At 66.8% G+C, this 25,609-nt stretch carries 19 protein-coding genes and 2 tRNA genes; 11 read left to right on the plus strand and 10 right to left on the minus strand.

From position 1 onward, the window contains the following. Positions 1 to 104: 104 nt before the first annotated feature. Positions 105 to 181, plus strand: a tRNA-Arg gene (locus L0D17_RS03520). 40 nt (positions 182 to 221) lie between these two features. Here L0D17_RS03520 and L0D17_RS03525 read toward each other — a convergent pair. From L0D17_RS03525 to pgi, 7 genes are all read right to left on the minus strand, one after another. Then, positions 222 to 297: transfer RNA gene (locus tag L0D17_RS03525), tRNA-Lys, on the minus strand. Between the two features lie 24 nt (positions 298 to 321). Then, positions 322 to 1,023 carry a hypothetical protein gene (locus L0D17_RS03530; RefSeq protein ID WP_243093897.1) on the minus strand — a complete coding sequence of 234 codons (702 nt, stop codon included), beginning with the start codon at positions 1,021 to 1,023 and terminating at the stop codon, positions 322 to 324. A gap of 57 nt (positions 1,024 to 1,080) precedes the next feature. Further along, positions 1,081 to 3,456: a cytochrome c oxidase subunit I gene (ctaD, locus tag L0D17_RS03535; RefSeq protein WP_243093898.1), complete on the minus strand. Its 2,376-nt coding sequence runs from the start codon at positions 3,454 to 3,456 to the stop codon at positions 1,081 to 1,083. A gap of 13 nt (positions 3,457 to 3,469) precedes the next feature. After that, positions 3,470 to 4,483, minus strand: a complete 1,014-nt coding sequence (coxB, locus tag L0D17_RS03540; RefSeq protein WP_243093899.1) for a cytochrome c oxidase subunit II — start codon at positions 4,481 to 4,483, stop codon at positions 3,470 to 3,472. 11 nt (positions 4,484 to 4,494) lie between these two features. Further along, positions 4,495 to 6,312: a heme o synthase gene (locus L0D17_RS03545; protein ID WP_243093900.1), complete on the minus strand. Its 1,818-nt coding sequence runs from the start codon at positions 6,310 to 6,312 to the stop codon at positions 4,495 to 4,497. Positions 6,313 to 6,464: 152 nt separating this feature from the next. Beyond that, positions 6,465 to 8,054, minus strand: coding sequence for a phosphoenolpyruvate carboxykinase (ATP) (pckA, locus tag L0D17_RS03550; RefSeq protein WP_243093901.1), 1,590 nt, complete (start codon positions 8,052 to 8,054; stop codon positions 6,465 to 6,467). 52 nt (positions 8,055 to 8,106) lie between these two features. Further along, on the minus strand, positions 8,107 to 9,360 hold the full coding sequence (gene pgi / locus L0D17_RS03555) for a glucose-6-phosphate isomerase (RefSeq protein ID WP_243093902.1): 1,254 nt from the start codon (positions 9,358 to 9,360) through the stop codon (positions 8,107 to 8,109). A gap of 37 nt (positions 9,361 to 9,397) precedes the next feature. On the opposite strand from pgi, the gene L0D17_RS03560 reads away from it, so the two are divergent. From L0D17_RS03560 to groL, 7 genes are all read left to right on the plus strand, one after another. Beyond that, positions 9,398 to 11,641, plus strand: coding sequence for a GNAT family N-acetyltransferase (locus tag L0D17_RS03560; protein ID WP_243093903.1), 2,244 nt, complete (start codon positions 9,398 to 9,400; stop codon positions 11,639 to 11,641). Then, on the plus strand, positions 11,619 to 12,398 hold the full coding sequence (locus L0D17_RS03565; protein WP_243093904.1) for a TrmH family RNA methyltransferase: 780 nt from the start codon (positions 11,619 to 11,621) through the stop codon (positions 12,396 to 12,398). Before L0D17_RS03560 ends, L0D17_RS03565 begins: the two co-directional genes overlap by 23 nt. Before the next feature lie 374 nt (positions 12,399 to 12,772). Then, the gene (locus L0D17_RS03570) at positions 12,773 to 14,056 is read left to right on the plus strand and encodes a DUF4129 domain-containing protein (protein ID WP_243093905.1); all 1,284 of its coding nucleotides are present in this window, start codon (positions 12,773 to 12,775) and stop codon (positions 14,054 to 14,056) included. Next, complete coding sequence (locus L0D17_RS03575) at positions 14,026 to 14,940, plus strand: AAA family ATPase (RefSeq protein ID WP_243093906.1); 915 nt, start codon at positions 14,026 to 14,028, stop codon at positions 14,938 to 14,940. Before L0D17_RS03570 ends, L0D17_RS03575 begins: the two co-directional genes overlap by 31 nt. After that, positions 14,937 to 16,010, plus strand: a complete 1,074-nt coding sequence (locus tag L0D17_RS03580) for a DUF58 domain-containing protein (protein ID WP_243093907.1) — start codon at positions 14,937 to 14,939, stop codon at positions 16,008 to 16,010. Before L0D17_RS03575 ends, L0D17_RS03580 begins: the two co-directional genes overlap by 4 nt. Before the next feature lie 97 nt (positions 16,011 to 16,107). Then, entirely contained in the window at positions 16,108 to 16,413 is a 306-nt protein-coding gene (gene groES, locus L0D17_RS03585; protein WP_015716023.1) for a co-chaperone GroES, read from the plus strand. An 11-nt stretch (positions 16,414 to 16,424) separates the two neighbouring features. Then, entirely contained in the window at positions 16,425 to 18,056 is a 1,632-nt protein-coding gene (groL, locus tag L0D17_RS03590) for a chaperonin GroEL (protein WP_243093908.1), read from the plus strand. A 45-nt stretch (positions 18,057 to 18,101) separates the two neighbouring features. On the opposite strand, the gene dnaE is transcribed toward groL, so the two are convergent. After that, entirely contained in the window at positions 18,102 to 23,033 is a 4,932-nt protein-coding gene (gene dnaE, locus L0D17_RS03595) for a DNA polymerase III subunit alpha (protein ID WP_243093909.1), read from the minus strand. A 52-nt stretch (positions 23,034 to 23,085) separates the two neighbouring features. On the opposite strand from dnaE, the gene L0D17_RS03600 reads away from it, so the two are divergent. Continuing rightward, complete coding sequence (locus tag L0D17_RS03600) at positions 23,086 to 23,658, plus strand: 5-formyltetrahydrofolate cyclo-ligase (RefSeq protein ID WP_243093910.1); 573 nt, start codon at positions 23,086 to 23,088, stop codon at positions 23,656 to 23,658. On the opposite strand, the gene L0D17_RS03605 is transcribed toward L0D17_RS03600, so the two are convergent. After that, positions 23,633 to 23,953: an FUN14 domain-containing protein gene (locus tag L0D17_RS03605; RefSeq protein ID WP_039460133.1), complete on the minus strand. Its 321-nt coding sequence runs from the start codon at positions 23,951 to 23,953 to the stop codon at positions 23,633 to 23,635. The two genes, L0D17_RS03600 and L0D17_RS03605, sit on opposite strands and share 26 nt — an antisense overlap. A gap of 36 nt (positions 23,954 to 23,989) precedes the next feature. Next, positions 23,990 to 24,541, minus strand: a complete 552-nt coding sequence (locus L0D17_RS03610; protein ID WP_039460135.1) for an HD domain-containing protein — start codon at positions 24,539 to 24,541, stop codon at positions 23,990 to 23,992. A gap of 16 nt (positions 24,542 to 24,557) precedes the next feature. On the opposite strand from L0D17_RS03610, the gene ispF reads away from it, so the two are divergent. Beyond that, positions 24,558 to 25,016 carry a 2-C-methyl-D-erythritol 2,4-cyclodiphosphate synthase gene (gene ispF, locus L0D17_RS03615; protein ID WP_243093912.1) on the plus strand — a complete coding sequence of 153 codons (459 nt, stop codon included), beginning with the start codon at positions 24,558 to 24,560 and terminating at the stop codon, positions 25,014 to 25,016. Next, positions 25,009 to 25,605, plus strand: a complete 597-nt coding sequence (locus L0D17_RS03620; protein ID WP_243093913.1) for a trimeric intracellular cation channel family protein — start codon at positions 25,009 to 25,011, stop codon at positions 25,603 to 25,605. The genes ispF and L0D17_RS03620 overlap by 8 nt, the downstream gene beginning before the upstream one ends. Positions 25,606 to 25,609: the final 4 nt, after the last annotated feature.

Below are 25,609 nucleotides of genomic sequence, written 5' to 3' on the forward strand. Positions count from 1 at the left end.
GCCCATCAGGAGAGAGATATACACCCGTCCTCCTGACCTTTGCAAGGCAAGCCCACACATTATTGACAAAGGAAGCCTTCCCGTGCTACTTTAAAGGTCGGCTTGGGCCCGTAGCTCAGTTGGATAGAGCGGCTGACTACGGATCAGCAGGTCAGGGGTTCGAATCCTCTCGGGCCCGCCAAGAAACCCCCGGGGCGCATGCCCTGGGGGTTCGCCTTCGGTGGTGGGCCGTGCAGGATTCGAACCTGCGACCTACCGATTAAAAGTCGGTTGCTCTGCCAGCTGAGCTAACGGCCCCCAAGCCCTAGCGATTATAGCCCCCTAGCGCGGCTTGCGCAAGGCGTCCATGATCCAAAGGCCAAGCCCTTCCTCCCGCACCCGCCCCTTTAGGGCCTCCACATCCAGCTCCCTGGGCTCCACAGCTTCCAGCGCCTCCTTGGGCAGGGGAGCTGCCTCCAAAAAGGCGAAAAAGGAAGGGTCCACCCAAGGGGGCACCCAGGCCCCGCTGCGGCAGAGGAAGACCCGGTGGAAAACCCCTGCCACCTTGCCCCCGGGGTCTAGGGCCCGGGCCAGGGGCACCTGTGGCTCGGGCTCCAGGGAAGGGTTGCGCCAAGGGGGGTAGTAAACGGCAAGCCGCGCCCCGGCGCGGGCGTAAAACACCATCCAGTCATCGCAAGCGGGCTCCTCGCCCAAGAGGCGGTAGCCGGCGTCGTGGTGGGCGTCAAAGAGCACCACCTCCTCCACCCCCTCCCGCACTCTAGGGTGGAAGGCCAGGGCGTTGGAGTCGGCGTAGAAAAGCCGGGCCCCTGAGGTAAAGTTAAAGCGTTCCCAAAAACCTTTCCATCCCTGGGCCTGGGGCAAGGGTAGCCCCCGGAGCAAAAAGGCCAGGGCGCGGGCCTCCCACGCCTCCTGAAGGTAGTAAGGGGTTTCAAAGTGGGCCCAGGCGTAAAGGTGGGCCTCCGGGTGACGAGGGTCCTGCGGTACGGGAAAGAAGTAGTCAAAGTCCACCACCAGAAGCCGCATCCTCTCACTAAATAGTAAAATCCCCCGCCAAGGGCGGGGGAAAGGGTTTCGGTGGCTTCACCAGATGTAGAACAGGACGACAATGAAAAGCCACACCGCGTCCACCAAGTGCCAGTACATGCTGGCGGCCTCGAGGGTACCGTGGTTGTGCAGGGTGATCTTGCCCCGCAAGGCCTGGAGGTAGGCCAGGATTAGGCCGAAGCCACCGATGACCACGTGCAACCCGTGCAGGCCCACGATGGTGAAGAAGGCCCCAGTCCAAAGGTTCTCCTGCCAAGAGGAGTGGTGATGGAACTGGTAGAACTCGTAAGCCTGGAAGAGGAAGAAGAGGACCCCCAGGATGATGGTGATGAGAAGCCCAAAGCGGAAGGGGTTAAAGCGGCCCCGCCTGAGATCGTGGTGGGCGAAGTGCACCGTGAAGGAGGAGCTCACCAGGAAGAAGGTGTTGAGGAGGGCGAGCCAAAGGGCGGGCCGCTCCTCCGGGGGCGTAGCGTGCCCGGAAAGGCGCAGGTAGAGGTAGCCGGCGATGAGGATGGCGAAAAGGCCCACTTCCGAAACGATGAACCAGGCCATCCCCATCCAGGCGTTGGACTTGCCGGAGAGGGTGTGGTGCTCCACGGGGTGGCTGTACTCGTCCTCCAAGGCCCAGCGCACCAGGCCGTAGGCGAAGAGGGCCAGGAAAACCCACATCCAGACGTTGGGCACCGGCAAAGCCGCCACGGAGACGAAGAAGGCGAAGAGGGTGGCGGCGGAGTAGAAGGGCCAGAAGGAGCTATTGGGCAGGTGGATGTGGCTCGGGTCCTCGGGCTTGAGCTCCACCCCCTTCTTGGCCCAGTCGTAAAGGGGCCGCTCGGAGGGGAACTCCGTGGGCAGCTTCACGTCAAAGTTGTGGGCCTTGGGGGGGGAGGCGGTGAACCACTCCAGGGTGTAGCCGCCCCAAGGGTTATCGGGCGCCTTTTCCCCGGAGCGGAGGCTCTTCCACATGGTGTAAATCCATACGAGGCCGCCCAGGCCCAGGATGAAGGCCCCGATGGTGGAGATCAGGTTGAGTTCGGGCCAGCCGGCGATGTCGGCGTTGTAGGTGTAGTAGCGCCGGGGCATGCCCAAGAAGCCCAGGGCGTACTGGGGCATGAAGGTCACGAGGTAGCCCACCAGGAAGAGCCAGAAGTGGAGCTTCCCCAGGCGCTCGTCGTACATGCGGCCCGTCATCTTGGGCCACCAGTAGTAAAGCCCCGCGAAGGCGCCAAAAGCGGACCCCGCCATGAGGACGTTGTGGAAGTGGGCCACCACGAAGTAGGAGTCATGGAAATGGTAGTCCAAGGGGACCATAGAGAGCATGACCCCGGTGATCCCCCCGAGGAGGAAGTTAAAGATGAAGCCTAAGACCCAAAGGAGGGGGGTCTTCATCTGCAGGTGCCCGCCCCACAGGGTTCCCAAAAGGTTGAAAAGCTTCACCCCGGTGGGCACGGCGATGAGGGCGGTGAAGAAGGCGAAGGCGATCTGGAAGATGGTGGACTCCCCCACGGTGAACATGTGGTGGGCCCAGACCATGGTGCCCAGGACCACGATGCCCATCTGGGCCCAGACCATCTGCTTGTAGCCGAAAAGGGGCTTGCGGGCGAAGGTAGACGCCACCTCGGCCAGGATGCCGAGGTAGGGAAGGAGCATCACGTAGACCGTGGGGTGGGAGTAGAACCAGAAGAACTGCTGGAAGAGAACGGGGTCCCCCCCGATGTCCGGGTTGAACCAGGAAAGGCCGATCTTGCGGTCCAGGAGAACCAGCAAGGTGGCCGCGGTGAGCCCCGCCAGGCTGAAGAGGTTGAGGACGCTGGCGGCGAAGACGCTCCAGACGTACATGGGCATCTTCCACATGCTCATCCCCTGGGCCCTGAGGTTGTAGATGGTGGCGATGAAGTTGGCGTTACCTAGGAGGCTGGAGAAGCCCAGGAGCAAAATGGCCGCCATGTAGAAGTTGACCCCGCTTCCCGACTGCACCGAGAAGGGGTAGTAGAAGGTCCACCCCACCGCCGGGGCCCCGCCGGGGAAGAAGAAGCTCATGAGGGCCAGGATGATGGCCCCCAAAAAGGCCCAGTAGCTGAAAGCGTTCACCCGGGGCAGGGCCACGTCCCGCGCCCCCAGCATCAGGGGCACCACGAAGTTGCCGAAGCCGGTGAGCCCAGCCTGGATGATGAAGAAGAAGAGCATGGTGGCCCCGTGCAGGGTGAGGACCTGGTTGTACTGCTCCCCGGTGAGCAGGTGGTTGTTGGGCACCGCCAGCTGCGCCCGGATGAGGAGGGAGAAAACCCCCGCCAAGGCGAAGGCGAAGAAGGCGGTGGCGGTGTACATGAGGCCGATCTTCTTGTGGTCCACCGTGGTGAGCAGGTCCCAGAGGACCGCCCACACATTGGTCTTAGGCTTTGCGACAATGGCCATCCTCTAACCTCCCCTAGAACTTGGGCAGGGCCCGGAAGTCAAAGCCCTCCACCTTAAGCCCCTCCAGGTAACGAACAAGGGCGTCCAGGTCTTCCTCAGAAAGCTGGGGGAAGCCCGGCATCTTGGTCCCCGGCTTCATGGAGGCGGGATCCTTGATCCAAGCCTTGAGGTGTTCCGGGGTGTTGTCCACGATCCCCGCCGCCAGGCTTACCCGGTTGCCCACGAAGCCGAGCTCTGGGCCGATGACCGCAGGGGGCATCTTGCCCTGGACGGAGTGGCAGGCCACGCAGTTTTGCTGGAACACCTCCCGCCCCCGGGCATCCGCCACAGGGGGCGTGTAGCCCTTGGCCGCCTCCACGAAGCGGTCAAACTCCTCCTTGGGCACCACCAGGACCCGGAAGAGCATGCGGGCGTGGCTCGGCCCACAAAGCTCGGCGCAGAAGCCGTAGTAGTTGCCCGGCTTTTCCGCTACAAAACGGATCCGAGTCTTTTGTCCCGGAATGGCGTCCTGCTTGCCCACCAGGCCCGGCACCCAGAAGGAGTGGATCACGTCCTTGGAGGTCACCTCTAGCTCCACCGGCACCCCCGCGGGCAGGATGAGCTCGTTGGAGTTGCGGAAGCCCAGCTCGGTGTAGTTGAAGTCCCACCAGAACTGGTAGCCCGTGACCTCCACCTTCATGGCCCCCGGGATGGGTTTGTTCACCTGGATGAGGGCCCGGGCGGTGAGGCCGAAGAGGATCAAGATGATGGCCACGGGGATGAGGGTCCAGATGACCTCGAGGCGGTCGTTCCCGTGGATCTGGGGTGGCTCGCCTTGCTGGCCAGGGCGGGCGCGGAACTTCCAGGCGATGTAGGCCAAAGCGCCCGCCACCACGCCGAAGATGAGGACGGAGAAGACCAAGACCCAGACCAGGAGGTGATTGGTTTCCCGGTTCACCGGGGAAAAGGGATGGGTGATGGCCACCCGGTGGGCCTCCTGGGCCAAGGCCAGACCAAAAAGACTCAGGGCCGAAAACGCTCGTCTCATCCACTCCCTCCCTATAGCACCCGGTCCACCGCCATGGCCACGAACAAGAGGGCCAGGTAGAGCATGGAGTATTTATACAGCGAAACCGCCGTCCTCCGCTCGGGCTGGCGGTAGAGGGCAAGGGCCTTAAGCAACAAAAGGGCGTTCAGGGCCAGGCTGAAGAAGAGGTAGAAAAGCCCGAGCTCGCCCAAAAGAAGGGGCATGACGGAGATCAGGGCGGTGAGGAGGGCGTAGAGGGCGATCTGCATCACCGTGACCCGCTCCCCCAAGACCACGGGCAGCATGGGCACCCCCACCGCCCGGTAGTCGTCCTGGATCATGAGGGCCAAAGCCCAGAAGTGGACGGGAGTCCAGAAGAAGATGAGGGCGAAGAGGTACCAGGCGAAGAGGTTAAGCTCCCCCGTCACCGCCGCCCACCCCACCAAGGGTGGGAAGGCCCCCGCGGCCCCGCCGATGACGATGTTTTGCCAAGTGCGCCGCTTGAGGTACAGGGTGTAAACCAACACGTACCAGATAAGCCCCATCAGGGCCAAGGTGGCGGCGAGGAGGTTGGCGGCCCAGGCCAGGAGGCCGAAGCCCAAAAGGGCGAGGGCAAAGGCGAAAAGGAGGGCATCCCGGCTGGAAATCTTTTGCGTCACCGTGGGCCTTTTAGCGGTGCGCCTCATGCGGGCGTCAATGTCCCGGTCCACCACCATGTTAATGGCGTTGGCCGCCCCCGCCATCAGGTACCCCCCCAAGGCCACCGCTAGGAAAAGCCCGGTCCCCGGCCACCCCTTGGCGGCGATGAGCATGGCGAGGAGGGTGGTGAGGAGAAGGAGGCTGATGACCCGGGGCTTGGTGAGGGCCAAGTAGTCCTTCCAGGTGGCCCCCCCCGTACCCCGGTGCACCCGGGCCTCTTGGCCTTCCCCAAGCTCCACCCGCCGCGCCCCTTGGGCCAGGCTCGAGGCCATGAGGAGCACGAAAAGAAGCCACACGGCGTAGGCCAAGAAGAGGTGGAGGATCTGCATCCAAACCGGGGCCTTGAGCCAGACGTTCACGAGCCCCGCCAGAAGCTGGGCCCCGTAAAGGTAAGCCAGGCCCTGAGCCAGGCGCCTTGTGGCCTCCGAGGGGCGGAGGTGGGCCACCAAGAAGCCGGCGAAGACCACGTAAAGCCCCACGCTCACGGCGATGAGGGGGTGAAGGACCCTAAGGCGCACCAGGAAGTGCTCCCCAGGGGTAAGGGAGCGCTCCAGGGCCTCGAGGGTGTTCCGCACCGGGAAAAGGAGGTCGCCAAGAGCGGTGACCGCCCCGCTCATCCCCAGGAAAAGGAGGGCAAGAAGCCCAAGCAGAAGCGCCCACCCCACCGCCCCCTGCCCCCTCAGGCGCAAGGGAGCGCCCCCGGAAGCCCACCAGGCGGTGAGGGCCAAGGCGGCCAGGAGGAAGTAGGTGTTGGCCAGGTGCACCATCTGCACCACGGCCCGCTCGGCGCTCACGTTGTGGGCAGTCCAGCCGAAGAGGACCAAGGAGGCCCCCACCAGGCTTTCCGTGATCATAAAAAAGAAGGAAAGGGCGGCGCCAAACCGGGCGGGATGCCCCTTGGGCAAAGCGCGGAGGGCCAGGACCAGGAGAAGCAACACGGAAAGGAAGGCCAGGCCCGAGGTGGCCCGGTGGGTGAACTCAATGAGGGTTTCCACCTGGGGGCTTCGGGGGATGATCTCCCCGTTGCAGGTGGGCCAATGGGCGCCGCACCCTGCCCCCGAGCCCGTGGCCCGCACATAAGCCCCCCAAAGGGCCACCAACACGTTCCACACCAAGACTCCCCAGGCGTAGCGGCTAAAGGTCTGGCTCATAGGAAACCCGTCCCCCAGACGGTAGCGCTTACCATTCTGCCAAAGGGCTCCCCTTGGGGGTGAAGTACATTTGTCCCTACCATAGCCGCCACCTAGGAGCCTAATACCCCCGGGCCCTATTTGGCAAGGGCCCGGGGGCCCGGTAAAGTTCTTCAGCCCATCCTGGGACCCGCCCGGCGCACAGCCTCGTCCACCCCATCGGCGTACTTTTGAAAGTTCTCTTGGAAGAGGGCGGCGAGCTTACGGGCCTGGCGGTCGTAGGCCTCCTTGTCCTCCCAGGTGGCGCGGGGGTCCAGAAGGTCCTGGGGCACCCCGGGCACCTCCAAGGGCACCTCAAAGCCAAAGACGGGGTCCTGGCGGTAGGGGACGCCCTCCAGAACCCCCTGGAGCGCCGCCCGCAAGAGGGCCCGGGTCACGGGCAAGGGGAAGCGCCTTCCCACCCCGTAAGGCCCCCCGGTCCAGCCGGTGTTCACCAGGTACACCCGGGGGCCGTGGCGGGCGATCTTTTCCCCCAGCATCCGGGCGTAGACCCCGGGGTGCATGGGGAGGAAGGGGGCCCCGAAGCAGGCGGAAAAGGTGGCCTTGGGCTCGGTGATGCCCCGCTCCGTGCCCGCCACCCGGGCGGTGTAGCCGGAAAGGAAGTAGTACATGGCCTGCTCCGGGGACAAGCGGGCGATGGGGGGAAGCACCCCGTAGGCGTCGGCGGAGAGGAAGAAGATGGCCTTGGGGTGGCCCGCCATCCCCGACTCCACCACGTTCTCCAGGTGGGCGATGGGGTAGGAAGAACGGGTGTTTTCCGTCTTGGAATCGTCGTCCCACTCCACCCGGCGGCTTTCCGGGTTCACCACCACGTTTTCCAAGATGGCTTCAAACTGGTTGGACGCCTTGTAGATCAAAGGCTCGTGCTCGGGGGAAAGGCGGATGACCTTGGCGTAACACCCCCCCTCAAAGTTAAACACGCCCTCCTCGCTCCAGCCGTGCTCGTCGTCCCCGATGAGGGGCCTTTCCGGATCGGTGGAAAGCGTGGTCTTGCCCGTGCCGGAAAGCCCGAAGAAGACCGCCACGTCGCCCCCCTGCCCCACGTTGGCCGAGGCGTGCATGGGGAAAACCCCTTGCTTGGGCATTAGGTAGTTCATCACCGTGAAAATGCTCTTCTTAATCTCCCCGGCGTACTTGGTGCCCACGATGAGCACCAAGCGCCTTTGGAAGCTGATGCCCACGAAGACCTCGCTCCGGGTGCCGTCCCGCTGGGGTTCGGCCAGGAAATAGGGGGCGTGGACCACGGTGAAGCCGGGCTGGAAGCGCTCCGCCTCGTCGTCTTCGGGAAAGCGGCGGGGCAGGATAAACATGTTGCGGGCGAAGAGGGCGTGCCAGGGGCTTTCCGTCACCACCCTGACCCCCAGGCGGTAGCGCCTGTCGGCTCCGGCGTAGAGGTCTTGGACATATAGGTCGCGCTCGGAAAGGTACTGGGCCACCCGCCCCAAAAGGGCCTGGAAGGCCTCCGGGGGGAAGGGCTGGTTCACCTCCCCCCACCAGATCTCCCCCTCCACCTCCGGCTCCCGCACCACGAACTTGTCCTTGGGGCTTCTCCCGGTGTAGGGAGTGGTGTCCACCACCAAGGGGCCCTTATGGGCCAGAATCCCCTCGCCTCGGCTCAAGGTGTGTTCCACCAACACCGGGGAGGCGGTGTTCCAGAAGACTTGTTTTTTGGGTTGAATGCCGATATAGCTCAGGCGGTCCATACGGGCCTCCTCAAGGCCAGGGTATCACAAGGCACATTTCCACGTTTCCACCTCAACCCTCCCCCTCCAAAAAGGCCCGGGTGAGGCGCTTGCCCAGCTCCACCCCCGGCTGGTCAAAGGCGTTCACCCCCCATAGCTCCCCTAAGAAGGCGGTCTGCCACATGAGGTGTTGCAAAAGCCACCCCACGGCGTAGGGGGACACCTGGGACAGGTAAAGGGCGTAGACCCGTTGCCCCGCCTCCGCCAGGGCCTGGTAGGTGGCCTCCGCCTCGGCCTTGAGGAGGCGAAAGAGGGTTTTGCCAAAGAGGTAGCCCGCCTCCGGGAGCTCCGCCGCCGGGGGCAGGGGGAGGTCCTCCTCCGGGCTTTCGGGAATGACCAGGGTGAGGAGCTTGTCTAAGGGCCCCTCCCGGAAAAGCTGCACCTGGGCGTGCTGGTCCTGGGGTCCAAGGGCGGGCAGGGCGGTGGTGCCCACCCGGCGGCCTTCCCGGTCCACCTTGCCCAAGGACTCGTCGTGGAGCTGGACGAACCAGGCGGGAAGGTGCTTGAGACGCTCGGAATACACCATGAAGACGGTCATGGGCAGGTGGCGGTGGAGGTGGTGGAGGAGGGCGGTCTTAAGGGGAAGGCTTTCCTCCAAGGGCGCCAGGGCCTGCTCGTTGGCCTTCCGCGCCCCCATGAGGAGGGCGTCCAGGTCGGCCCCGGCGAAGGCGAGGGGCAAAAGGCCCACGGGGGAGAGGACGGAAAACCGCCCCCCCACCTCCTCGGGGATGGCGAAGGCCGTAAGCCCCTCCCGCTCCGCCAGGGCCCGAAGCGCTCCCCCCTTGGGGTCCGTGGTCACCACCAGGTGCCGCCGCCAGGCTTCCCCCAGGTGCGCCTTAAGCCAGTCCAGGAAGACCAGAAGCCCCGCCAGGGTCTCCGCCGTGGCCCCGGACTTGGAGATGGCGTTCACCAGGGTCTTGGCGGGGTCCAGGGTCTTCAGGAGCTTCCGGATGGGCTCGGGCTCCACGTGGTCCACGTAGTGGAAGCGCACGCCGCTTTGGTTAAAGGCGGCCTCGAGGGCCTTAGGCCCCAGGGCGCTCCCCCCGATCCCCAAGAGGACGAAGTCCTCCACCCAGGGGTTCGCCGCGCGGAAGCGGCGGATCGCCCTTACGGTTTCCGTGTCCTCGGGGAGGTCTATCCAGCCCAGCATGGCCCCCTTCTGGCCCCGCTTGGCCAAAAGGCGCTCCCGGGCCTCTTGGAGGAGGGGGCGGTTCGCCTTGAGGTCCTCGGCGAACCCGGGGAGGAAACGGGTGTCCAGGCGCAGCATGGCCCCATCCTACCCAAAGCCGGGGTAGGCTAAGGGCATGGGCTACGTGCCCCCGCCCACGCCCCAGCACGGCCTCGAGGAGGGCCCCGTCCTCCTCAAGGACGGGCGCGCCGCCCTCCTGCGCCGGGCCACCCCGAAGGATCTTCCCCTCTTCGTGGACTTCCTGAGGCGGCTTTCCCCCGAGTCCTTGCGCATGCGCTTCTTCTCGCCCATCTCCCCGGAAAAGGCGGCGGAGCTCCTCCTTTCCGCCAAGCCCGAGGAGGAGAAGGTGACCCTCATCGTCCTCGCCGGCGACCCCCCCAGGATCGTGGCCACGGGGGAGTACGTGCGGGCCAAGGGGGAAGACACCGCCGAGGTGGCCTTCCTGGTGGACGACGCCTACCAGGGGAAGGGCCTCGGCACCTTGCTTCTGGAGCGCCTGGCCCTCCTCGCCGCCAAGCGGGGGGTGCGGCGCTTCCAGGCCTTCACCCTGGCGGAAAACCGCCAGATGCTCAACGTCTTCATGGAAAGCGGCTTCCAGGTGCGGGCCCACCGGGAGGGGGGAGAGGTGGAGGTGGAGTTTGACATCCTCCTGGAGGAAAGGGCGGCGGAGCGGTTTGAGTGGCGGGAAAAGGTTTCCACCATCGCCAGCCTCCACCCCTTCTTCTTCCCCCGGGGGGTGGCGGTGGTGGGGGCGAGCCGGGACCCGGAAAGCATCGGCTACCGGGTTCTGGAAAACCTCATCTTCGGCCGCTTCCAGGGGCCCGTCTACCCGGTGAACGAGGCCATTGGCCGGGAGGGTGGCACCGTGGGCCCCCTCCTCGCCTACCCCAGCGTGGAGAGCATCCCGGGTCCCGTGGACCTGGCGGTGATCGCCGTGCCCAAGGACCGGGTCCTGGAGGCCTTGGAGGCCTCTGGCCGCCGGGGCATCCGGGGGGCCATCGTCCTCACCACGGGCTTCGCCCCGGAAGAGGCCAAGGCCCTGGCGGATAAGGCCCGCCGCTACGGCATGCGCCTTTTGGGGCCCGGGTCCTTGGGCCTGGTGCACACCCACCCCGAGGTGCGCCTGGCGGCGGCCTTGGCCCCTTTGCCCAAGGCTGGGCCCCTGGCCCTCTCCAGCCAGTCGGGCACCCTGGGCCGGGCGGTGATGGCCTACGCCGAGGGTATGGGTCTCGGCATCGCCTCCTTCGCCTCCTTGGGGGCCAAGGCGGATATCTCCTCCAACGACCTCTTGCAGTTCTGGGAGGAGGACGAGCGCACCCGGGTCATCCTCCTCTACCTGGAAAGCTTCGGCAACCCCAGGCGCTTCTCCCGCCTGGCGCGCAGGATCGGCAAGAAGAAGCCCATCCTGGCCGTCCACCCCTCCCGCGACCCCTTGGTGCGGGCCCTCTTCGCCCAGGCGGGGGTGATCCGGGCCAACGACCTGGAGGAGGCCTTTGACGTGGCCGCCCTCCTCTCCCTGGGGCGCCTGCCCGAAAACGACCGGGTGCGCCTCATCTCCAACGCCTCCGGCCCCTCCAACCTGGCCCTGGAGGCCCTGCGGGAAGGGGGCCTCCAGGTGGAACACGTGGACCTGGGCTCCACCGCCAAGGCCGAGGACTACGCCCGGGCGCTCCAAGAAGCCCGGGAAGGCGATGCCGGAAGCATCTTCCTCCTCTTCGTGCCCATGGGGTACGCCTCCGAGGAGGAGTTCTTGCGGCTCGTGGCGGAGGCGGAAGGGGAGAAGCTCCTCCTCGCCTGCGCCATGGGCTCTGCGGGGGTACGGGCCCGGGTGTTGGGACGGGTAGCCCTCTACCGCTTCCCCGAGTCGGCGGCCATCGCCCTGGCCCGGGCGTGGGCCTACAAGCGCTTTCGGGATGAGCCCCTCTTCTTCCCCGACCTCCCGGACCTCCGCCTGGAGGAGGCGAGGCGGCTTCTGGAGGGGAAGAAGCGCCTAAGCCGCGAGGAGGCGGAGGCCCTCCTCAAGGCCTTTGGCCTCCCCTTGGGGAGGGGTAGCGGGCTTACCCTCCGCCTTAAGGCCGAGCCCCACCCCCTCTTCGGCCCCGTGCTCACCCTCCTCCTTCCCACCCCCCTGGGGGAGCAGGCCCTGGGCCAGCGCCTTTCGCCCCTCACCGCCAAGGATGCCCAGGAGCTTCTGAAGCCCCTCGAGGACCGGGAAGATCCTAGACCCTACGAAGAAATCCTCCTCCGCCTCTCCCGGCTTTTGGAGGAGTTTCCGGAGGTGGAGGAGGTGGTCTTGGAACTGCAGGGCCCTAAGGTGGCCCGGTTTGAGGTGCGCCTTGCGGATCCAAAGCCCCGCTAACCCCAAGGTGAAGGCCCTCGCCGCCCTAAAGGAGCGCAAGGGGCGGGAAAGGACGGGGCTTTTCCTGGTGGAGGGGAGGCGGGAGGTGGAAAGGGCCTTGAGTGCGGGCCTCGCCCTGGAAACCTTAGTCCTGGGACCCAGGGCGCTTCCCGAAGACCGCCTCTTGGCGGGAAGCGCCCCGGTCCTGGAGCTTTCCCAAGAGGCCCTGGAGCGGGTTTCCGCCCGGGAAAACCCCGCCCAGGTCCTGGGGGTCTTCCGCATCCCCCAAAGGCGCCTGCAGGGGGTGCGCCTTCCCCCAAACCCCCTGGTCCTGGCGGTGGTGGGCCTGGAAAAGCCGGGCAACCTGGGGGCCATCCTGCGGGCGGCGGACGGGGCCGGGGCGGACCTCGTTTTGGTGGCGGAAGGGGTGGACCTCTTTAGCCCCCAGGTCATCCGCAACTCCACGGGGGCGGTCTTCGCCCTTCCGGTTTTCCCCGTGGCGGAGAAGGAGGCCTTGGCCTTCCTCAAGGCCCAGGAGCTTCGCCTGGTGGCCGCCACCCCGGAAGGGGAAAAGCTTTACTGGGAGGAGGACTACCAAAAGGGGGTGGCCTTCCTCCTAGGGGCGGAGGACGAGGGCCTGCCCCGGGCCTGGAAGGAGGCGGCCCAGGCCCGGGTGCGCATTCCCATGCGGGGGGTGGCGGACAGCCTAAACGTGAGCGTCTCCGCCGCCCTCCTCCTCTACGAGGCGGTACGCCAAAGGTCCGTGGGGCTTTTGTAAACCTGGATACGTTCCTCTCCCTAAACATTAAGTAAACTTTCTAAAGTCCGCTTCGTGTCCACGACACAATATTACCTCCCAGGGGGGAGGGTTGACAACTTAAGTAGTAGTGTTCTACGTTTAGGGATAAAAGGAGGTGAAGGCAGGTGAGGATTAGGGACTTCTTGGCTTTGGCGAAGCGGAACCCCGGATTGGCAGTAGGGGTATTTGTGAGGCTACCGATGAAATATCGGAGTGTTCTGCTGCTAGCGGTAGTTGTAGGGGGAGGGATGGTTCTAGCTTTCCATGGCCTTTCGCCTAATGGTTGTGCTCTGGATGTGAAGGATTGTCCATACATGCCGATGTAAGGCTATAAGGCTGCCAGGAGAGCCGCCATGGGCCCCATTCTCGCCGCCTTAATCCTCCTTCTCGCCGCGCCTCCCTTTGGGACCTCCCTGGCCCTTGGGGTTGGCCTTCTCCTGTTAGCCCAAAGGTTTTCTCCTACCGGCTTCCTGGGGTGGGCCTTCCTCCCGGGGCTCCTCCAGGCCTTCGGCAAGCCCCTCGCCTCCTGGCTTTCTGAGTGGGCCTGGGTCTCCTTCTTCCTCCTCCTCTATGGGCTTTTCCTCGCCGCCCAGGGCCGTCCTTGGGCAAGCTTCTTCCTCCTACCCCCCGCCCTTTTCTTGGGCCCTGGCGGGCTCTTCCTTCTGGGGGTCTTGCACGGGGTTAGCCTTTTGGAAGGCGCCCGGGCCCAGGCCCAAGCCCGGGGAGAGGCCTTCCAAGCCCCTCCCCATGCCCTGGCCATCCCCTTTCTTCTGGGCCTTTCCCTGGGAGGGCTCGCCTCTTTCACCTTGCCCCACCTTCCCCTCCCCTCCTTGCCCGAGGTGCGCTTCCCTACCCCAAGCGGGGTGCATGGACCCCCGGAGGGAGGGGTGGTCTATGGGGCCCCGGAAGGGGGGCTTCCCCTTTGGACCCTTTGGCTGAACCGCCTCCTCCCCCACGCCCATTCCTTGGCCCTCCTTCTCCTCCTCTTCGCCCTCGTGCCCCTTTTGGGGCGGGGGGAAAGGCTCCCCTACCGGGGGGTCCACCTCCTTCCCCTTCTCCTCGCCCTCCTGGCCGGGGGCCTCTTCCTCCTCTTCCTGGGCACCTTGGGGGGCGGGGAACGTGGCCCCGCCCAAGCCACCTTCTCGGGGTCCTCCCCCCTCTTGGAGCCATCCCCCACCACCTCAATCCCGGGCCCTCGGCGCATGGCGGAGGCGGGCTTGGCCCTGGCCGGGCTTTCCGCCCTCCTCACCCTGGCCCTCCTCCTGGCCCTGGCGCTTTTCCTCTGGCGGGGCCGCTTTCTGGCCGGGGCAAAAGGGAAAGCCACCCCAAGCCCCTGGCGCCCCCGGGCCCTCCGGCGAACCTTACCCCAAGACCGGGTGCGCCGGGCTTACCTCCACGCCCTTAAGGCCCTGGGCCAGGCGGGCCTTCCCCGCCTACCCCCCGAGGGGCCTTTGGAGTACGCAAGGCGGGTCCGTGGGCTTTTCCCTAGGGTGGAAGCCCCCTTGGAGGGCCTCACCCGGCTCTACCTACCCGTGCGCTATGGGGAGGGTCTGGGGGAGGAAAGCGCACAGGAGGCAGAAGCCTACCTGGCGGATATCCTGAGGCTATGCTCCTCCAACGGGTCCAAGAAGCCCTAGCGGACCGGGTCTTCCTCCAGGAGGAGACCCTCAAGCTTTCCCTGGCCACCTTTCTGGCCGGGGGGCACCTCCTATTGGAGGACGTTCCGGGCACGGGCAAGACCACCTTCGCCAAGGCCTTGGCCCGGGTTCTGGGCCTCTCCTTTAGCCGCATCCAGATGACCCCCGACCTCTTGCCCCAGGACCTCACCGGGGTCTACCTGTACCGGGAGGGAAGCCTCCTCTGGGAGAAAGGCCCCCTCTTCGCCCAGGTCCTCCTGGTGGACGAGCTCAACCGGGCCACGCCCCGCACTCAGTCGGCCCTCCTCGAGGCCATGGGGGAGGGACAGGTAACCTTGGAAGGCCGAACCCACCCCCTCCCGCAACCCTTCTTCGTCCTGGCCACGCAAAACCCGGTGGAGGAGGAGGGCACCTACCCCCTGCCCGTGGCCCAACGGGACCGCTTCGCCGCCCGGCTCTCCCTGGGTCTTCCCGACGAGAAGGCCCTCCTTCAAGCCCTGCGGGGAAAAGACCCCTTGGAAGGCCTGGCGTCCGTGGCCCAGGCGGAGGAGCTTTTGGCCCTGAGGAAGGCGGTGCGGCGGGTGCGGGTGGCGGAGGCCCTTTTGGACTACCTCCTGGCCCTGGCCGGTTGGCTGCGGGGACGGGAGGAGGTGCGCCTTGGCCCCTCGCCCCGGGCGCTTCTCCAGGTGGAGCGCTTGGCTCAGGCCCTAGCCTTCCTGGAAGGCCGCCCCTTTGCGGTTCCCGAGGACCTCAAGCGGGCCTTCGCCGCCGCCATCCCCCACCGCCTTCTCCTAAGGCTGGAGGCGGAGCTTTCCGGGATCGCCCCCGAAGGCCTGGTGGCGGAGGCCCTGCGGGCGGTTCCTGCACCCGTGGAGCGCGCATGAGCCTCCTGGGGCTTTTGGCCCTTTTGCTCCTTTTTCTCCTCTACCGCGCCCCCTCCTATACCCGGGTCCAAGCCCACGCCCAGGACTTCCCCCCGGGCTTTCCCGGGAGGGAAGGGGAAGGGCAGGTGCGGGTGGAACTCGCAAGCCCCCTGCCGGTTTTCTTCCGCCTCGAGGCCCTTCCCTCCGCCCCCTTGGGCCTGGTGCCCCGGGCCCTTTCCGGGGTGGCCTGGGGGCGGAGCCAACGCACCTTGGCCCTCCCCTACGCCTACCGCCGGCGGGGCCTCCACCCCGTACGCCTCTCCTTCGGGCTCCAAAGCCCCTTGGGGTTTGGAAAAAGGGTTCTTGTCCTGGAGGCGGGCCAGGTCCTGGTCTACCCTGCTCTCCGGGCTCTTCCCCCCTACCGGCCTGCGCCCAGCCTCTTTCTGGAAGGCCGGGCGGCGGCCTTCGGCCTCCCCGACCCCCTGGAGGCCAAGGGCCTCCGCCCCTTCACCCCCGGGGACACCCCTAGGCTCCTGGCCCGCAAGGCCAGCACCCGCTTGGGCTACCCCGTGGTGCGGGAGGTGGAGAAAAGCCTGCAAGGAAGCCTCTTCCTCCACATAGACACCCAAAGCCTTCACCCGGGCTACCTGGACCACGCGGCAAGCCTGGCCACCTGGCTCCTCCTCCAGGCGGAGGCCCGGGGGGAACGCTTCGGCCTTTCCGCCGGGGAAGTCCTGCCCCTGGGCCGGGGCAAGGCCCATCTGAACCGGGCCCTTACCCTCCTCGCCCGCCTCGCCCCCACCCCTGGCCCCGCCCTCCCACCCCCCGCCCCCTGGGGGAGCACCTACCTCCTCCTTACCCAAGGAGCAGAAGATGCCTTCCTGAAAGCCGCCCTCCTGGGAGCGAGGCAGGCCCGGAAAGGGGTCCTCCTCCTTTTGCCCGAGGGCTACTTCCTTTTCCCCGGGGAGAAAGGCCGCCCGGCCCGGGGCCGCACCCCGGGGCTCCTCCGGGCCCTAGGCCTTAAAGCGGTGCTCGCCGCCCACGGCCTGGAACTCCGGGTGGTGCGGGGGAACGAGCCCCTCCGTTTATAAGCCCCCCCTCAACCCCCTTGACAAAAGGGCCTAGGGACAAAATAATGACCCTTGGTTTGACACTCTCGGCCTTTGAGCGTCAAAGGGGGGAGTGAAGATGGCTGCGGAGGTGAAGACCGTGATTAAACCCCTAGGCGACCGGGTTGTGGTGAAGCGGATTGAGGAGGAGCCCAAGACCAAGGGCGGCATCGTGCTCCCCGACACCGCCAAGGAGAAGCCCCAGAAGGGCAAGGTGATCGCGGTGGGCTCGGGCCGCATCTTGGACAACGGCCAGAAGGTGCCCCTCGAGGTCAAGGAGGGGGACATCGTGGTCTTCGCCAAGTACGGCGGCACCGAGATTGAGATTGACGGCGAGGAGTACGTGATCCTCTCCGAGCGCGACCTTTTGGCGGTTCTGCAGTAAGGAGGTGAGCTATGGCGAAGATCCTGGTGTTTGACGAGGCGGCCCGCCGGGCGCTGGAGCGCGGCGTGAACGCCGTGGCCGACGCGGTGAAGGTGACCCTTGGCCCCCGGGGCCGGAACGTGGTCCTGGAGAAGAAGTTCGGCTCCCCCACCATCACCAAGGACGGGGTGACGGTGGCCAAGGAGATTGAGCTGGAGAACCACCTGGAGAACATCGGGGCCCAGCTCCTCAAGGAGGTGGCCTCCAAGACCAACGACGTGGCGGGGGACGGCACCACCACCGCCACCGTCTTGGCCCAGGCCATCGTGCGGGAGGGCCTGAAGAACGTGGCCGCCGGGGCCAACCCCCTCGCCCTCAAGCGGGGCATTGAGAAGGCGGTGGAGGCCGCGGTGGAGAAGATCCGCTCCCTGGCCATCCCCGTGGAGGACCGCAAGGCCATTGAGGAGGTGGCCACCATCTCCGCCAACGACCCCGACGTCGGCAAGCTCATCGCCGACGCCATGGAGAAGGTGGGGAAGGAGGGGATCATCACCGTTGAGGAGTCCAAGAGCCTGGAGACCGAGCTGAAGTTCGTGGAGGGGTACCAGTTTGACAAGGGGTACATCTCCCCCTACTTCATCACCAGCCCCGACACCATGGAGGCCGTCCTCGAGGACGCCTTCATCCTCATCGTGGAGAAGAAGGTCTCCAACGTCCGCGAACTCCTCCCCATCCTGGAGCAGGTGGCCCAGACCGGTAAGCCCCTCCTCCTCATCGCCGAGGACGTGGAGGGTGAGGCCCTTGCCACCTTGGTGGTGAACAAGCTCCGGGGCACCCTCAACGTGGCCGCGGTGAAGGCCCCTGGCTTCGGCGACCGCCGCAAGGAGATGCTCAAGGACATCGCCGCCGTCACCGGTGGCACGGTGATCTCCGAGGAGCTCGGCTTCAAGCTGGAGAACGCCACCCTCTCCATGCTGGGCCGGGCCGAGCGGGTGCGCATCACCAAGGACGAGACCACCATCGTGGGCGGCAAGGGCAAGAAGGAGGACATTGAGGCCCGGATCAACGCCATCAAGAAGGAGCTGGAGACCACCGACAGCGAGTACGCCAAGGAGAAGCTCCAGGAGCGCCTGGCCAAGCTGGCGGGCGGCGTGGCGGTGATCCGGGTGGGGGCCGCCACCGAGACCGAGCTCAAGGAGAAGAAACACCGCTTTGAGGACGCCCTCTCCGCCACCCGGGCGGCGGTGGAGGAGGGCATCGTGCCGGGCGGCGGCGTGACCCTCCTCCGGGCCATCAGCGCGGTGGACGAGCTCCTGAAGGGCCTCGAGGGCGACGAGGCCACCGGGGCCAAGATCGTGCGCCGGGCCCTGGAGGAGCCTGCCCGTCAGATCGCCGAGAACGCCGGCTACGAGGGCTCCGTCATCGTCCAGAAGATCCTCTCCGAGACCAAGAACCTCCGCTACGGCTTCAACGCCGCCACCGGGGAGTTCGTGGACATGGTGGAGGCGGGCATCGTGGACCCTGCCAAGGTGACCCGCTCCGCCCTGCAGAACGCCGCCTCCATCGGCGCCCTCATCCTCACCACCGAGGCGGTGGTGGCGGAGAAGCCCGAGAAGAAGGAGTCCACCCCCGCCCCCGCGGGCGCCGGGGACATGGACTTCTAGCGCCCTCTAGGGGGAAGGGCCGGGTAAAACCCGGCCCTTTTTCCTTTAGAAGGGGACCGCCTCCTCCTTGGCCCCGTTCCCCCCGTTCCCCTGGAGGAAGACCTCCCGGTCGGGCACCAGGTGGGCGCGGAAGCCCTCGGCCTCGAGGGACAAGCGGGCCTCCTCCGCCACCCGAACCTCCCTTAGGGCGAAGAGGGCTTCGCCGAAGGGCCCCTGGACCTTCACGTAGAGGGGAAGCGTCCCCGGGTGCTCGTCCAAAAGGCTTTTGAAGAGGGCCACCCCCTTCTCGTCCAAAAGGGCGTGGTCCACCTCCACCTCCACCGCCTTGGGGGCCTCCGCCACCTCCTCGTGGGTCCAGGCCCCTTGGGCGATGACCCTAAGGCCCCCTTCCTCCCGCTCCACCTCCGCCAGGACCAGGAGGGGCGTGTCCTCCTTGAGCTTGGGGGAGACCCCCTCGTAGGCCCGGCCAAAGGTCACCACCTCCAAGGCCCCCGTCTCGTCGGAAAGGGTGAAGCGGGCCATCATGCCCCCGCTTTTGGTGGGCTTGCGCACCACCTCCTCCACCATGCCCGCCAGGAGGACCCGGGACCGGGGCGGTAGCCCCCGCACGAACTCCTCCAGCTCCTCCAAGGCGCAACTCGCCGCCTCTTTGAGCCCGGGGTAGCGGAGCACGGGGTGGCCGGAAACGTAGATGCCCAAAGCCTCCTTCTCGTAGCGGAGGCGGGTGATCTCGTCCAAGGGCTCGGCCTCCACCAATGGGGGCTCCTCCACCTCGGCGAAGAGGCCCAGCATCCCCGAGCGGGCCCGCTCCCGGCTTTCCGCCGCCCAGCGGAGGAGGGGCTCTAGGGAGGCGAGGAGGCGCGCCCGGTCCCCGAAGGCGTCAAAGGCCCCCGCCTTGATAAGGGACTCGAGGGTCCGCTTATTCACCACCTTCTCGTCCAGGCGCTTCAGGAAGTCCCCCAGGCTCCTAAAGGGCCCTCCCCGCTCCCTCTCCTCCAGGATGGCCTCCGCCGCCGCCTCCCCCACGTTCTTCACCGCGGAGAGGCCGAAGAGGATCTCCTCCCCCACCACCTTGAAATCAAAGCCGGAGCGGTTGATGTCCGGGGGCAGGACGGGGATGCCCATGGCCCGGGCGTCGCGGATGTACTCCGCCACCTTGTCCGAGTCGTGGCGCTCCACGCTGAGGAGGGCGGCCATGAACTCCACGGGGTAGTGGGCCTTCACGTAGGCGGTCTGGTAGGAGAGGAGGCTGTAGGCGGCGGCGTGGGAGTTGTGGACGATCACGTCCTGGGCCACGAAGGTGTGGGTTCCCTCCACCGTGAGGTCAAAGACCTCCTCCTCGCCCAAGGCCTCCAAGGCCTCCACCTGGTCCCAGTAGATCTCGGCCCCAACCAGGCGCTGAAGGGCGAGGCCTCCGGTGAGGAGGGCGAGCCGCCCGAGCGTGGCGCGGGCCAAGCCCTCCCGCCCCTTCCCCGGGCGCAGGAGCCCTTGGGCCAGGCCCCCTTCCGCCAGGAGGGCCGCCACACCCTCCGGAGAGGCCTGCGCCACCGCCTCCCGCACCAGGGGCAAGGGGGCGGGGGGAACGACGTCCTTGGTGCTCCGCCCGCCCTCCTCCCAAGTGGCCAGGAGCGCCTCCAGGTCCCGGGCCCGCTTACCCACCAGGTAGGGCCCCACCCAACGGGCGAAGGTGCGGGCGCCCTCGAGGCCACCCAACAGGTAGACCACCCACCCCTTGCGCCCCCCCTCCTTGGCCGAAAGCCGGCTCTGCAGGCCAAGGCGCAGGAGGAGGTGCTGCACCCCCCGGGCCAGGGCCTCCGAGGCGGCGGCGTAGTGGATGAGCCGCCCCTTGGGGTCTATCCCCCCATCCCCCACCCAAAGCCGGCCCAGGAGGCGGGCCACCCCTTCGGGGGGAAGCCCAAAGACCTCCTGGGGAAGCTGTTTTTCCCGAGCGGAAAGGCCAAGCAAACCCAACCCCCGCAAAAACGCCACCGCCTCCGCCGGGCGCTTCCTATCCCTTCGGCCCACGTAGACGTGGGCCACGCCCCCTCGCCAGGCCACCTTGGCCCGGGTGTTGGCGAAGGCCTCCAAGGCCTCCAGCATGGCGGCCAACTCCTCCTCCGAGGAGGTGTAGAGGCAAAACCCCGAGGGGTGGCGAAGGTTGCCCTTGGCCAAGGCGAAGCCCAAAAGGTCCAGCTCGTGGGGCTTGAGGTTCGTGGAAGGAAGGTAGGGGAGGTGGCGGGGCAGGGCCACAAAGTCCCCTGGCTTCAGCGCCCCCAAGGGACGCCAGCCCTCGGGGGTGTAGAGGGGGTGGTTGGCCGTGGCCTCGAGGACCCGTCCCGTGGCGGTGCGCAGGCGGAAGACCTGGGCCCGGCCGCTGGAAAAGGCCGCCACCACCGGCCGGGGCACCAGGCGAAGGGTGTTCTCGTCCAAGGAAACCACCCAGACCCCCTTCGCTTCCCCCCGGACGATGGCCCCCACGGAAACCGGCCTGCCCGTGCGGTAGTCCACCACCTGCGCCCGGGCGGGCAGGCACTTGTTGAAGCCATAGTTGGCGAAGGCCTCCAGCATGTCAAAAAGCCGGTTGGCCTCCTCCTCCGGCACGCCCCGCTCCTTAGCCCCCCGCACGAAGCGCTCCCGGTGTTTTTGCATCTCCTCCACCTTCTTTTTTCCCATGGCCCTCCGGAGAAGGTCCGCCTCCCCCAGGGAATACCCCGCCACCGCCGAGGCGATCTGCATGATCTGCTCCTGGTAGACGGGGATGCCGTAGGTCTCGTCCAGGATGGGCCTCAGGTACTTCTCCGCGTGGGGGAACTCGGCGTAGCTCACGGGCTCCTGGCCGTGGTGGCGGCGGATGTAGGTGGGGATGTGCTCCATGGGCCCGGGGCGGTAGAGGGAAACCAAGGCGATGATGTCCTCCACCCGCCTGGGCTTGAGCCCCCGCACCGTGGCCGTCATACCCCCTGACTCCAACTGGAAAATCCCCTTGGTCTCCCCCCGGGCGAGGAGCTCAAAGGTCTTGGGGTCGTCCAGGGGAAGCCGATCGTAGTCCAGGACCACCCCCTTGGACTCCTCCACGATCCGCTTGGCCTCTTCCAAAAAGGTGAGGGTGCGGAGGCCCAGGAAGTCCATCTTCAAAAGGCCCAAGGCCTCCACCGCTCCCATGTCGTACTGGGTCACGGGGCGGCCTTCCTGGTCCCGCATGAGGGGGACGAGGTCGGTGAGGGGCTCGGCGGCGATCACCACCCCGGCGGCGTGCACGGAGGCGTGGCGGTTCAGGCCCTCCAGCCGCATGGCCACCTCTATAACCTCCCGCACCTTGGGGTCTTTTTCCATCTCCGCCCTGAGCTCCGGCACCACCTGGATGGCCTCGGCCAAGGGCTTGGGCTTGCCGAACTGCACGGGGATGAGCTTGGCCAGCTCCTCCGCCTTCTTGTGGGGGATGCCGTAGACCCGGGCCACGTCCTTCAGGGCCGCCTTGGAGGCCAGGCTCCCGAAGGTGCCGATCTGGGCCACCTTGTCCTCCCCGTACCGCTCCCGCACGTACTGGATCACCTGGTCCCGCTTGCGGTCGGAAAAGTCCGTGTCTATGTCCGGCATGGACACCCGCTCGGGGTTCAGGAAGCGCTCAAAGAGGAGGCCGAAGCGCAAGGGGTCAATGTTGGTGATACCCACGGCGTAGGCCACCAGGCTCCCCGCCGCACTCCCCCGCCCGGGGCCCACGGAAACCCCGTGCTCCTTGGCCCAGTTGATGTAGTCCTGCACGATGAGGAAGTAGCCGGGAAAGCCCATGCGTTCAATGACGGAAAGCTCGTAAAGGGCCCGGTGCAAAATGGCCTCCGCCCCCCACTCCCTCACCCCCTCCAAGGGGGGAAGCCCGGCCATGAGCCTTTCCCAAGCCTCCTTCTCCACCTGGGCCAGGGCCTCGGCCAGGGCCTTGCCGTCCCCGTGGGGGGCCATTTTCCCCAAGCGGCGGAAGAGCTCCCGGTAAAACGCCGGGGTAATGCGGTCGGGGTAGCGGTCAAGGAGGCCCTTGAGGGTGAGCTCCATGAGGTACTGGGCCTCCGTGCGCCCCTCGGGGAGGGGGAAGCGGGGGATGCGGTAGACCATCTTGTCCCCGATGGGGAGGTCCACGTTGCACAGGCGGGCGATCTCCACCGTGTTGTCAAAGGGCTCGTCCCCCCATTCCTCCTCGGGGAGCATGGCCCGCATCTCCTCCGGGGTCTTCACGTAAAACTCGTCGCAGGGGAAGCGCCAGCGGTCGGGGTCGTCCAGGGTGCTCTTGGACTGGATGGCCAAAAGCACCTCGTGGGCCCGGGCGTCCTCCTTGCGCACGTAGTGGCCGTCGTTGGTGGCCACCATCCCCAGGCCGTACTTCCTGGCGAACTCCTTGAGGACCTGGTTCACCTTTTTTTGCTCGGGAAGGCCGTGGTTTTGGATCTCAATGAAGAAGCGGTCGCCGAAGATGGAAAGGTACTCGTTGAGCCGGGCCTCCGCCAGGTCCAGGCGGTCCTGCAGGATGAACTGGGGGATCTCCGCCCCCAAGCAGCCGGAGAGGGCGATGAGGCCCTCGGCGTGCTCCCGCAGGATCTCTCGGTCAATGCGGGGCTTTTCGTAAAAACCTTCCAGGTAGGCCCGGCTCGCCAGGCGCACCAGGTTCTGGTAGCCCCGAAAGTCCTTGGCGAGGAGGGTGAGGTGGAAGTATCCCCCGTCCAGGCCCTTGCCCCGCTTGCGGTCGTAGCGGCTTTCCGCCGCCACGTAGGCCTCGTACCCCAGGATGGGCTTCACGCCCATGGAGGTGGCCTTCTTGTAAAACTCCACCGCGCCGAAGAGGTTCCCGTGGTCGGTGATGGCCAAAGCGGGGTCCTCGGGGGAGACCTCCTTGACCCACTTGAGGAGGTCGGAAAGCTTGGCCGCCCCGTCCAGGAGGGAGAACTGGGTGTGTTGGTGCAGGTGGGCAAAGCGGAGTTTGCGGCCCATATCCTCCCATCCTAGCTTGACTCCCCCCCGCCCAGGGGGCAAAGTGGGGGAGATGACCTTGGGGGAGCTGCGGGAAGAAGTCTGGAACACCCTGGCCCGCTATGGGCTAGCCCTCCACCCCACCCCCCCCCACGGCCACCACCCCAACTTCCTGGGGGCCAAGAAGGCGGCGGAGCGCCTCCTCAAGGCCCCGGAGTTTCAGGGGGCCAGGCGCATCCTGGCCGGGATGGACGCCGTGCTCAAGCCCTTACGGGAGGAGGCCTTGCGCCAGGGAAAAGAGCTCCTCCTCCCCCACCCGGACCGGCCGGGGGAGTTTTTGCTCCTCAAGGACCTGGACCCCAGGCGGCTCAAGCGGGTGCGGGAGGCGTACCGCTACGGGGTGCCCGTGGCCCTCGGGGGCCAGGCCATAGACCTCGTCCTCATTGGGGCGGTGGCGGTGGACGAGGAGGGGGGCTGGGTGGGGAAGGGCTACGGCTTTCCCCAAGCCTGGCTCCAGGTGGAAGCCCCCTTCGCCACCCTGGCCCACCCGGTGATGGTCTACCCCAGGCTCCCCGTCCCCTCCGAGCGGCGGGTGGACCTCATCGCCACGCCACAGCGGCTCATCCGGCCCGGAGGCCCAAGATGAGCCCCCCCACGAAGCTCGCCCCGAAGGGCAGGTTGTAGGTGAGGGTGGCGAGGAGCCTCTCCCAAAGGCTCTTTAGGCCGGGCTGCTGGAGCAAGGGCTCCACGTCCCGCTGGATGCGGGTCCAGTCCACCTCCACGTAGCCGGCCTGGGCGAGGAGCTGCAGGGCCACGAAGAGAAGCCCCAAGGCCAGGGCGAGAAGGCGGCCCACCTTCTTCAAGGCGTAGCCCACGGCGTAGCCGGCCAGGCCGCCAAAGGTCATCTGCCCGAGGTAAGGGGTGAGGTCGGGGAGCTCCACGCCTCCCACCCTAGCGGGGCGAGGCCCTTGGGGCAACTAGGCGAGGCCCAGGAGGTGGGCTTCCCGCTTCATGGCCTCCAGCACAAAGGCCAGGTGCTCGTCCAAGGGGACCCCCAGCTCCTCGGCCCCCAGTCGGATCTCCTCCCGGTTTACCCCCTTGGCGAAGGCCTTGTCCTTGAACTTCTTCTTCAGGCTGGAGAGCTCCAGGCCCAAGATGGAGCGGTCTGGGCGCACGTAGACCGCGGCGGCGATGAGGCCCGTGAGCTCGTCCACGGCGAAAAGGGCCTTGGCCATGCGGCTTTCCCGGGGCACCCCGGTGTAGCTGGCGTGGGCCAGGATGGCCTTTAGGACCTCCTCGGGGTAGCCCAGGCGCCTAAGCTCCTCCACCCCCCGGTAGGGGTGTTCCTCCGGGTACTTCTCGTAGTCCATGTCGTGGAGGACCCCGGCCATGGCCCAAAGCTCCTCGTCCTCCCCAAAGCGGCGGGCGTAGGCCCGCATGGCCACCTCCACCGCCCGCATGTGCCGGCGCAAGGACGGGCTTTCCGTCCAGGCCTCCATGAGGGCCAGGGCTTCCTCAAAGCGCGGCATGCCCTAAAGTATAGCCATGCGCATCGGCTACGGGGAGGATAGCCACCTTCTTGCCGGGGGAAGGCCCCTCTACCTCTGCGGCTTAGAGATCCCAAGCCCCGTGGGGGCGGTGGCCCACTCCGACGGGGACGCCGCCCTCCACGCCCTCACCGACGCCCTCTTGGCCGCCTACGGCCTCGGGGACATCGGCCTCCTCTTTCCCGACGATGACCCCCGCTGGCGCGGGGTGAGGAGCGAGGTCTTCCTACGCGAGGCCTTGTCCCGGGTGGAGGCCTTGGGGGGGCGGCTTTTTCAGGTGAGCCTCGTCCTCACCCTGGACCGGCCCAAGCTTTCCCCCCACCGCCAGGCCCTCGTGGAAAACCTAGCCCGCCTCCTGGGGCTTCCCCAAGACCGCGTGGGCTTAAGCTTCAAGACCTCGGAGGGCCTCTTCCCTTCCCACGTCCAGGCCCGGGCCCTGGTGCTTTTGGATGGTTGAGGCGCTGGTCTGGATCGGTACCCTGGTCTTCGCCGCCACCGGGGCCCTGAAGGGGGTGGAGAAGGGGTTTGACCTCCTTGGCGTTTTGGTCCTGGCCACGGTGACGGCGGTGGGTGGCGGCTCCATCCGCGACGTCCTGGTGGGCACCCTTCCCCCGAGCGCCCTCCAAAACGAGCCTCTCCTGTGGAGCGTGGTGGGGGTGGGGGTTTTGGTCTTCCGCTTCCACCCCCGGGTGCAGGCCCTGGAAAAGCCCATCTACTACCTGGACACCCTGGGCCTAGGCCTCTTCGCCGCCTTGGGGGCGGAAAGGGGGCTGGCGGCGGGCCTGGGGCCCTTTGGGGTGGCCTTGGCGGGGACCCTTTCCGGGGTGGGGGGTGGGGTCTTGCGGGACGTGCTCTCCGGCGAGGTGCCCGGGATCCTCTACCGGGCCGGGGACCTCTACGCCTCCGCCGCCTTGGTGGGGGCCTTGCTGGTCTACGCCCTTCACGGAAGCCACCCCGAGCTCTCCCTCTTCGCCGGGGCCTTGGCCACGGTGTTCCTCCGGGTCTTCGGCCGGCGGCTTGGGCTTAGGCTCCCCACCCCCCGCTAGGGCC

It is taken from the genome of Thermus thalpophilus, from assembly GCF_022760915.1.
GTDB lineage: Bacteria > Deinococcota > Deinococci > Deinococcales > Thermaceae > Thermus > Thermus thalpophilus.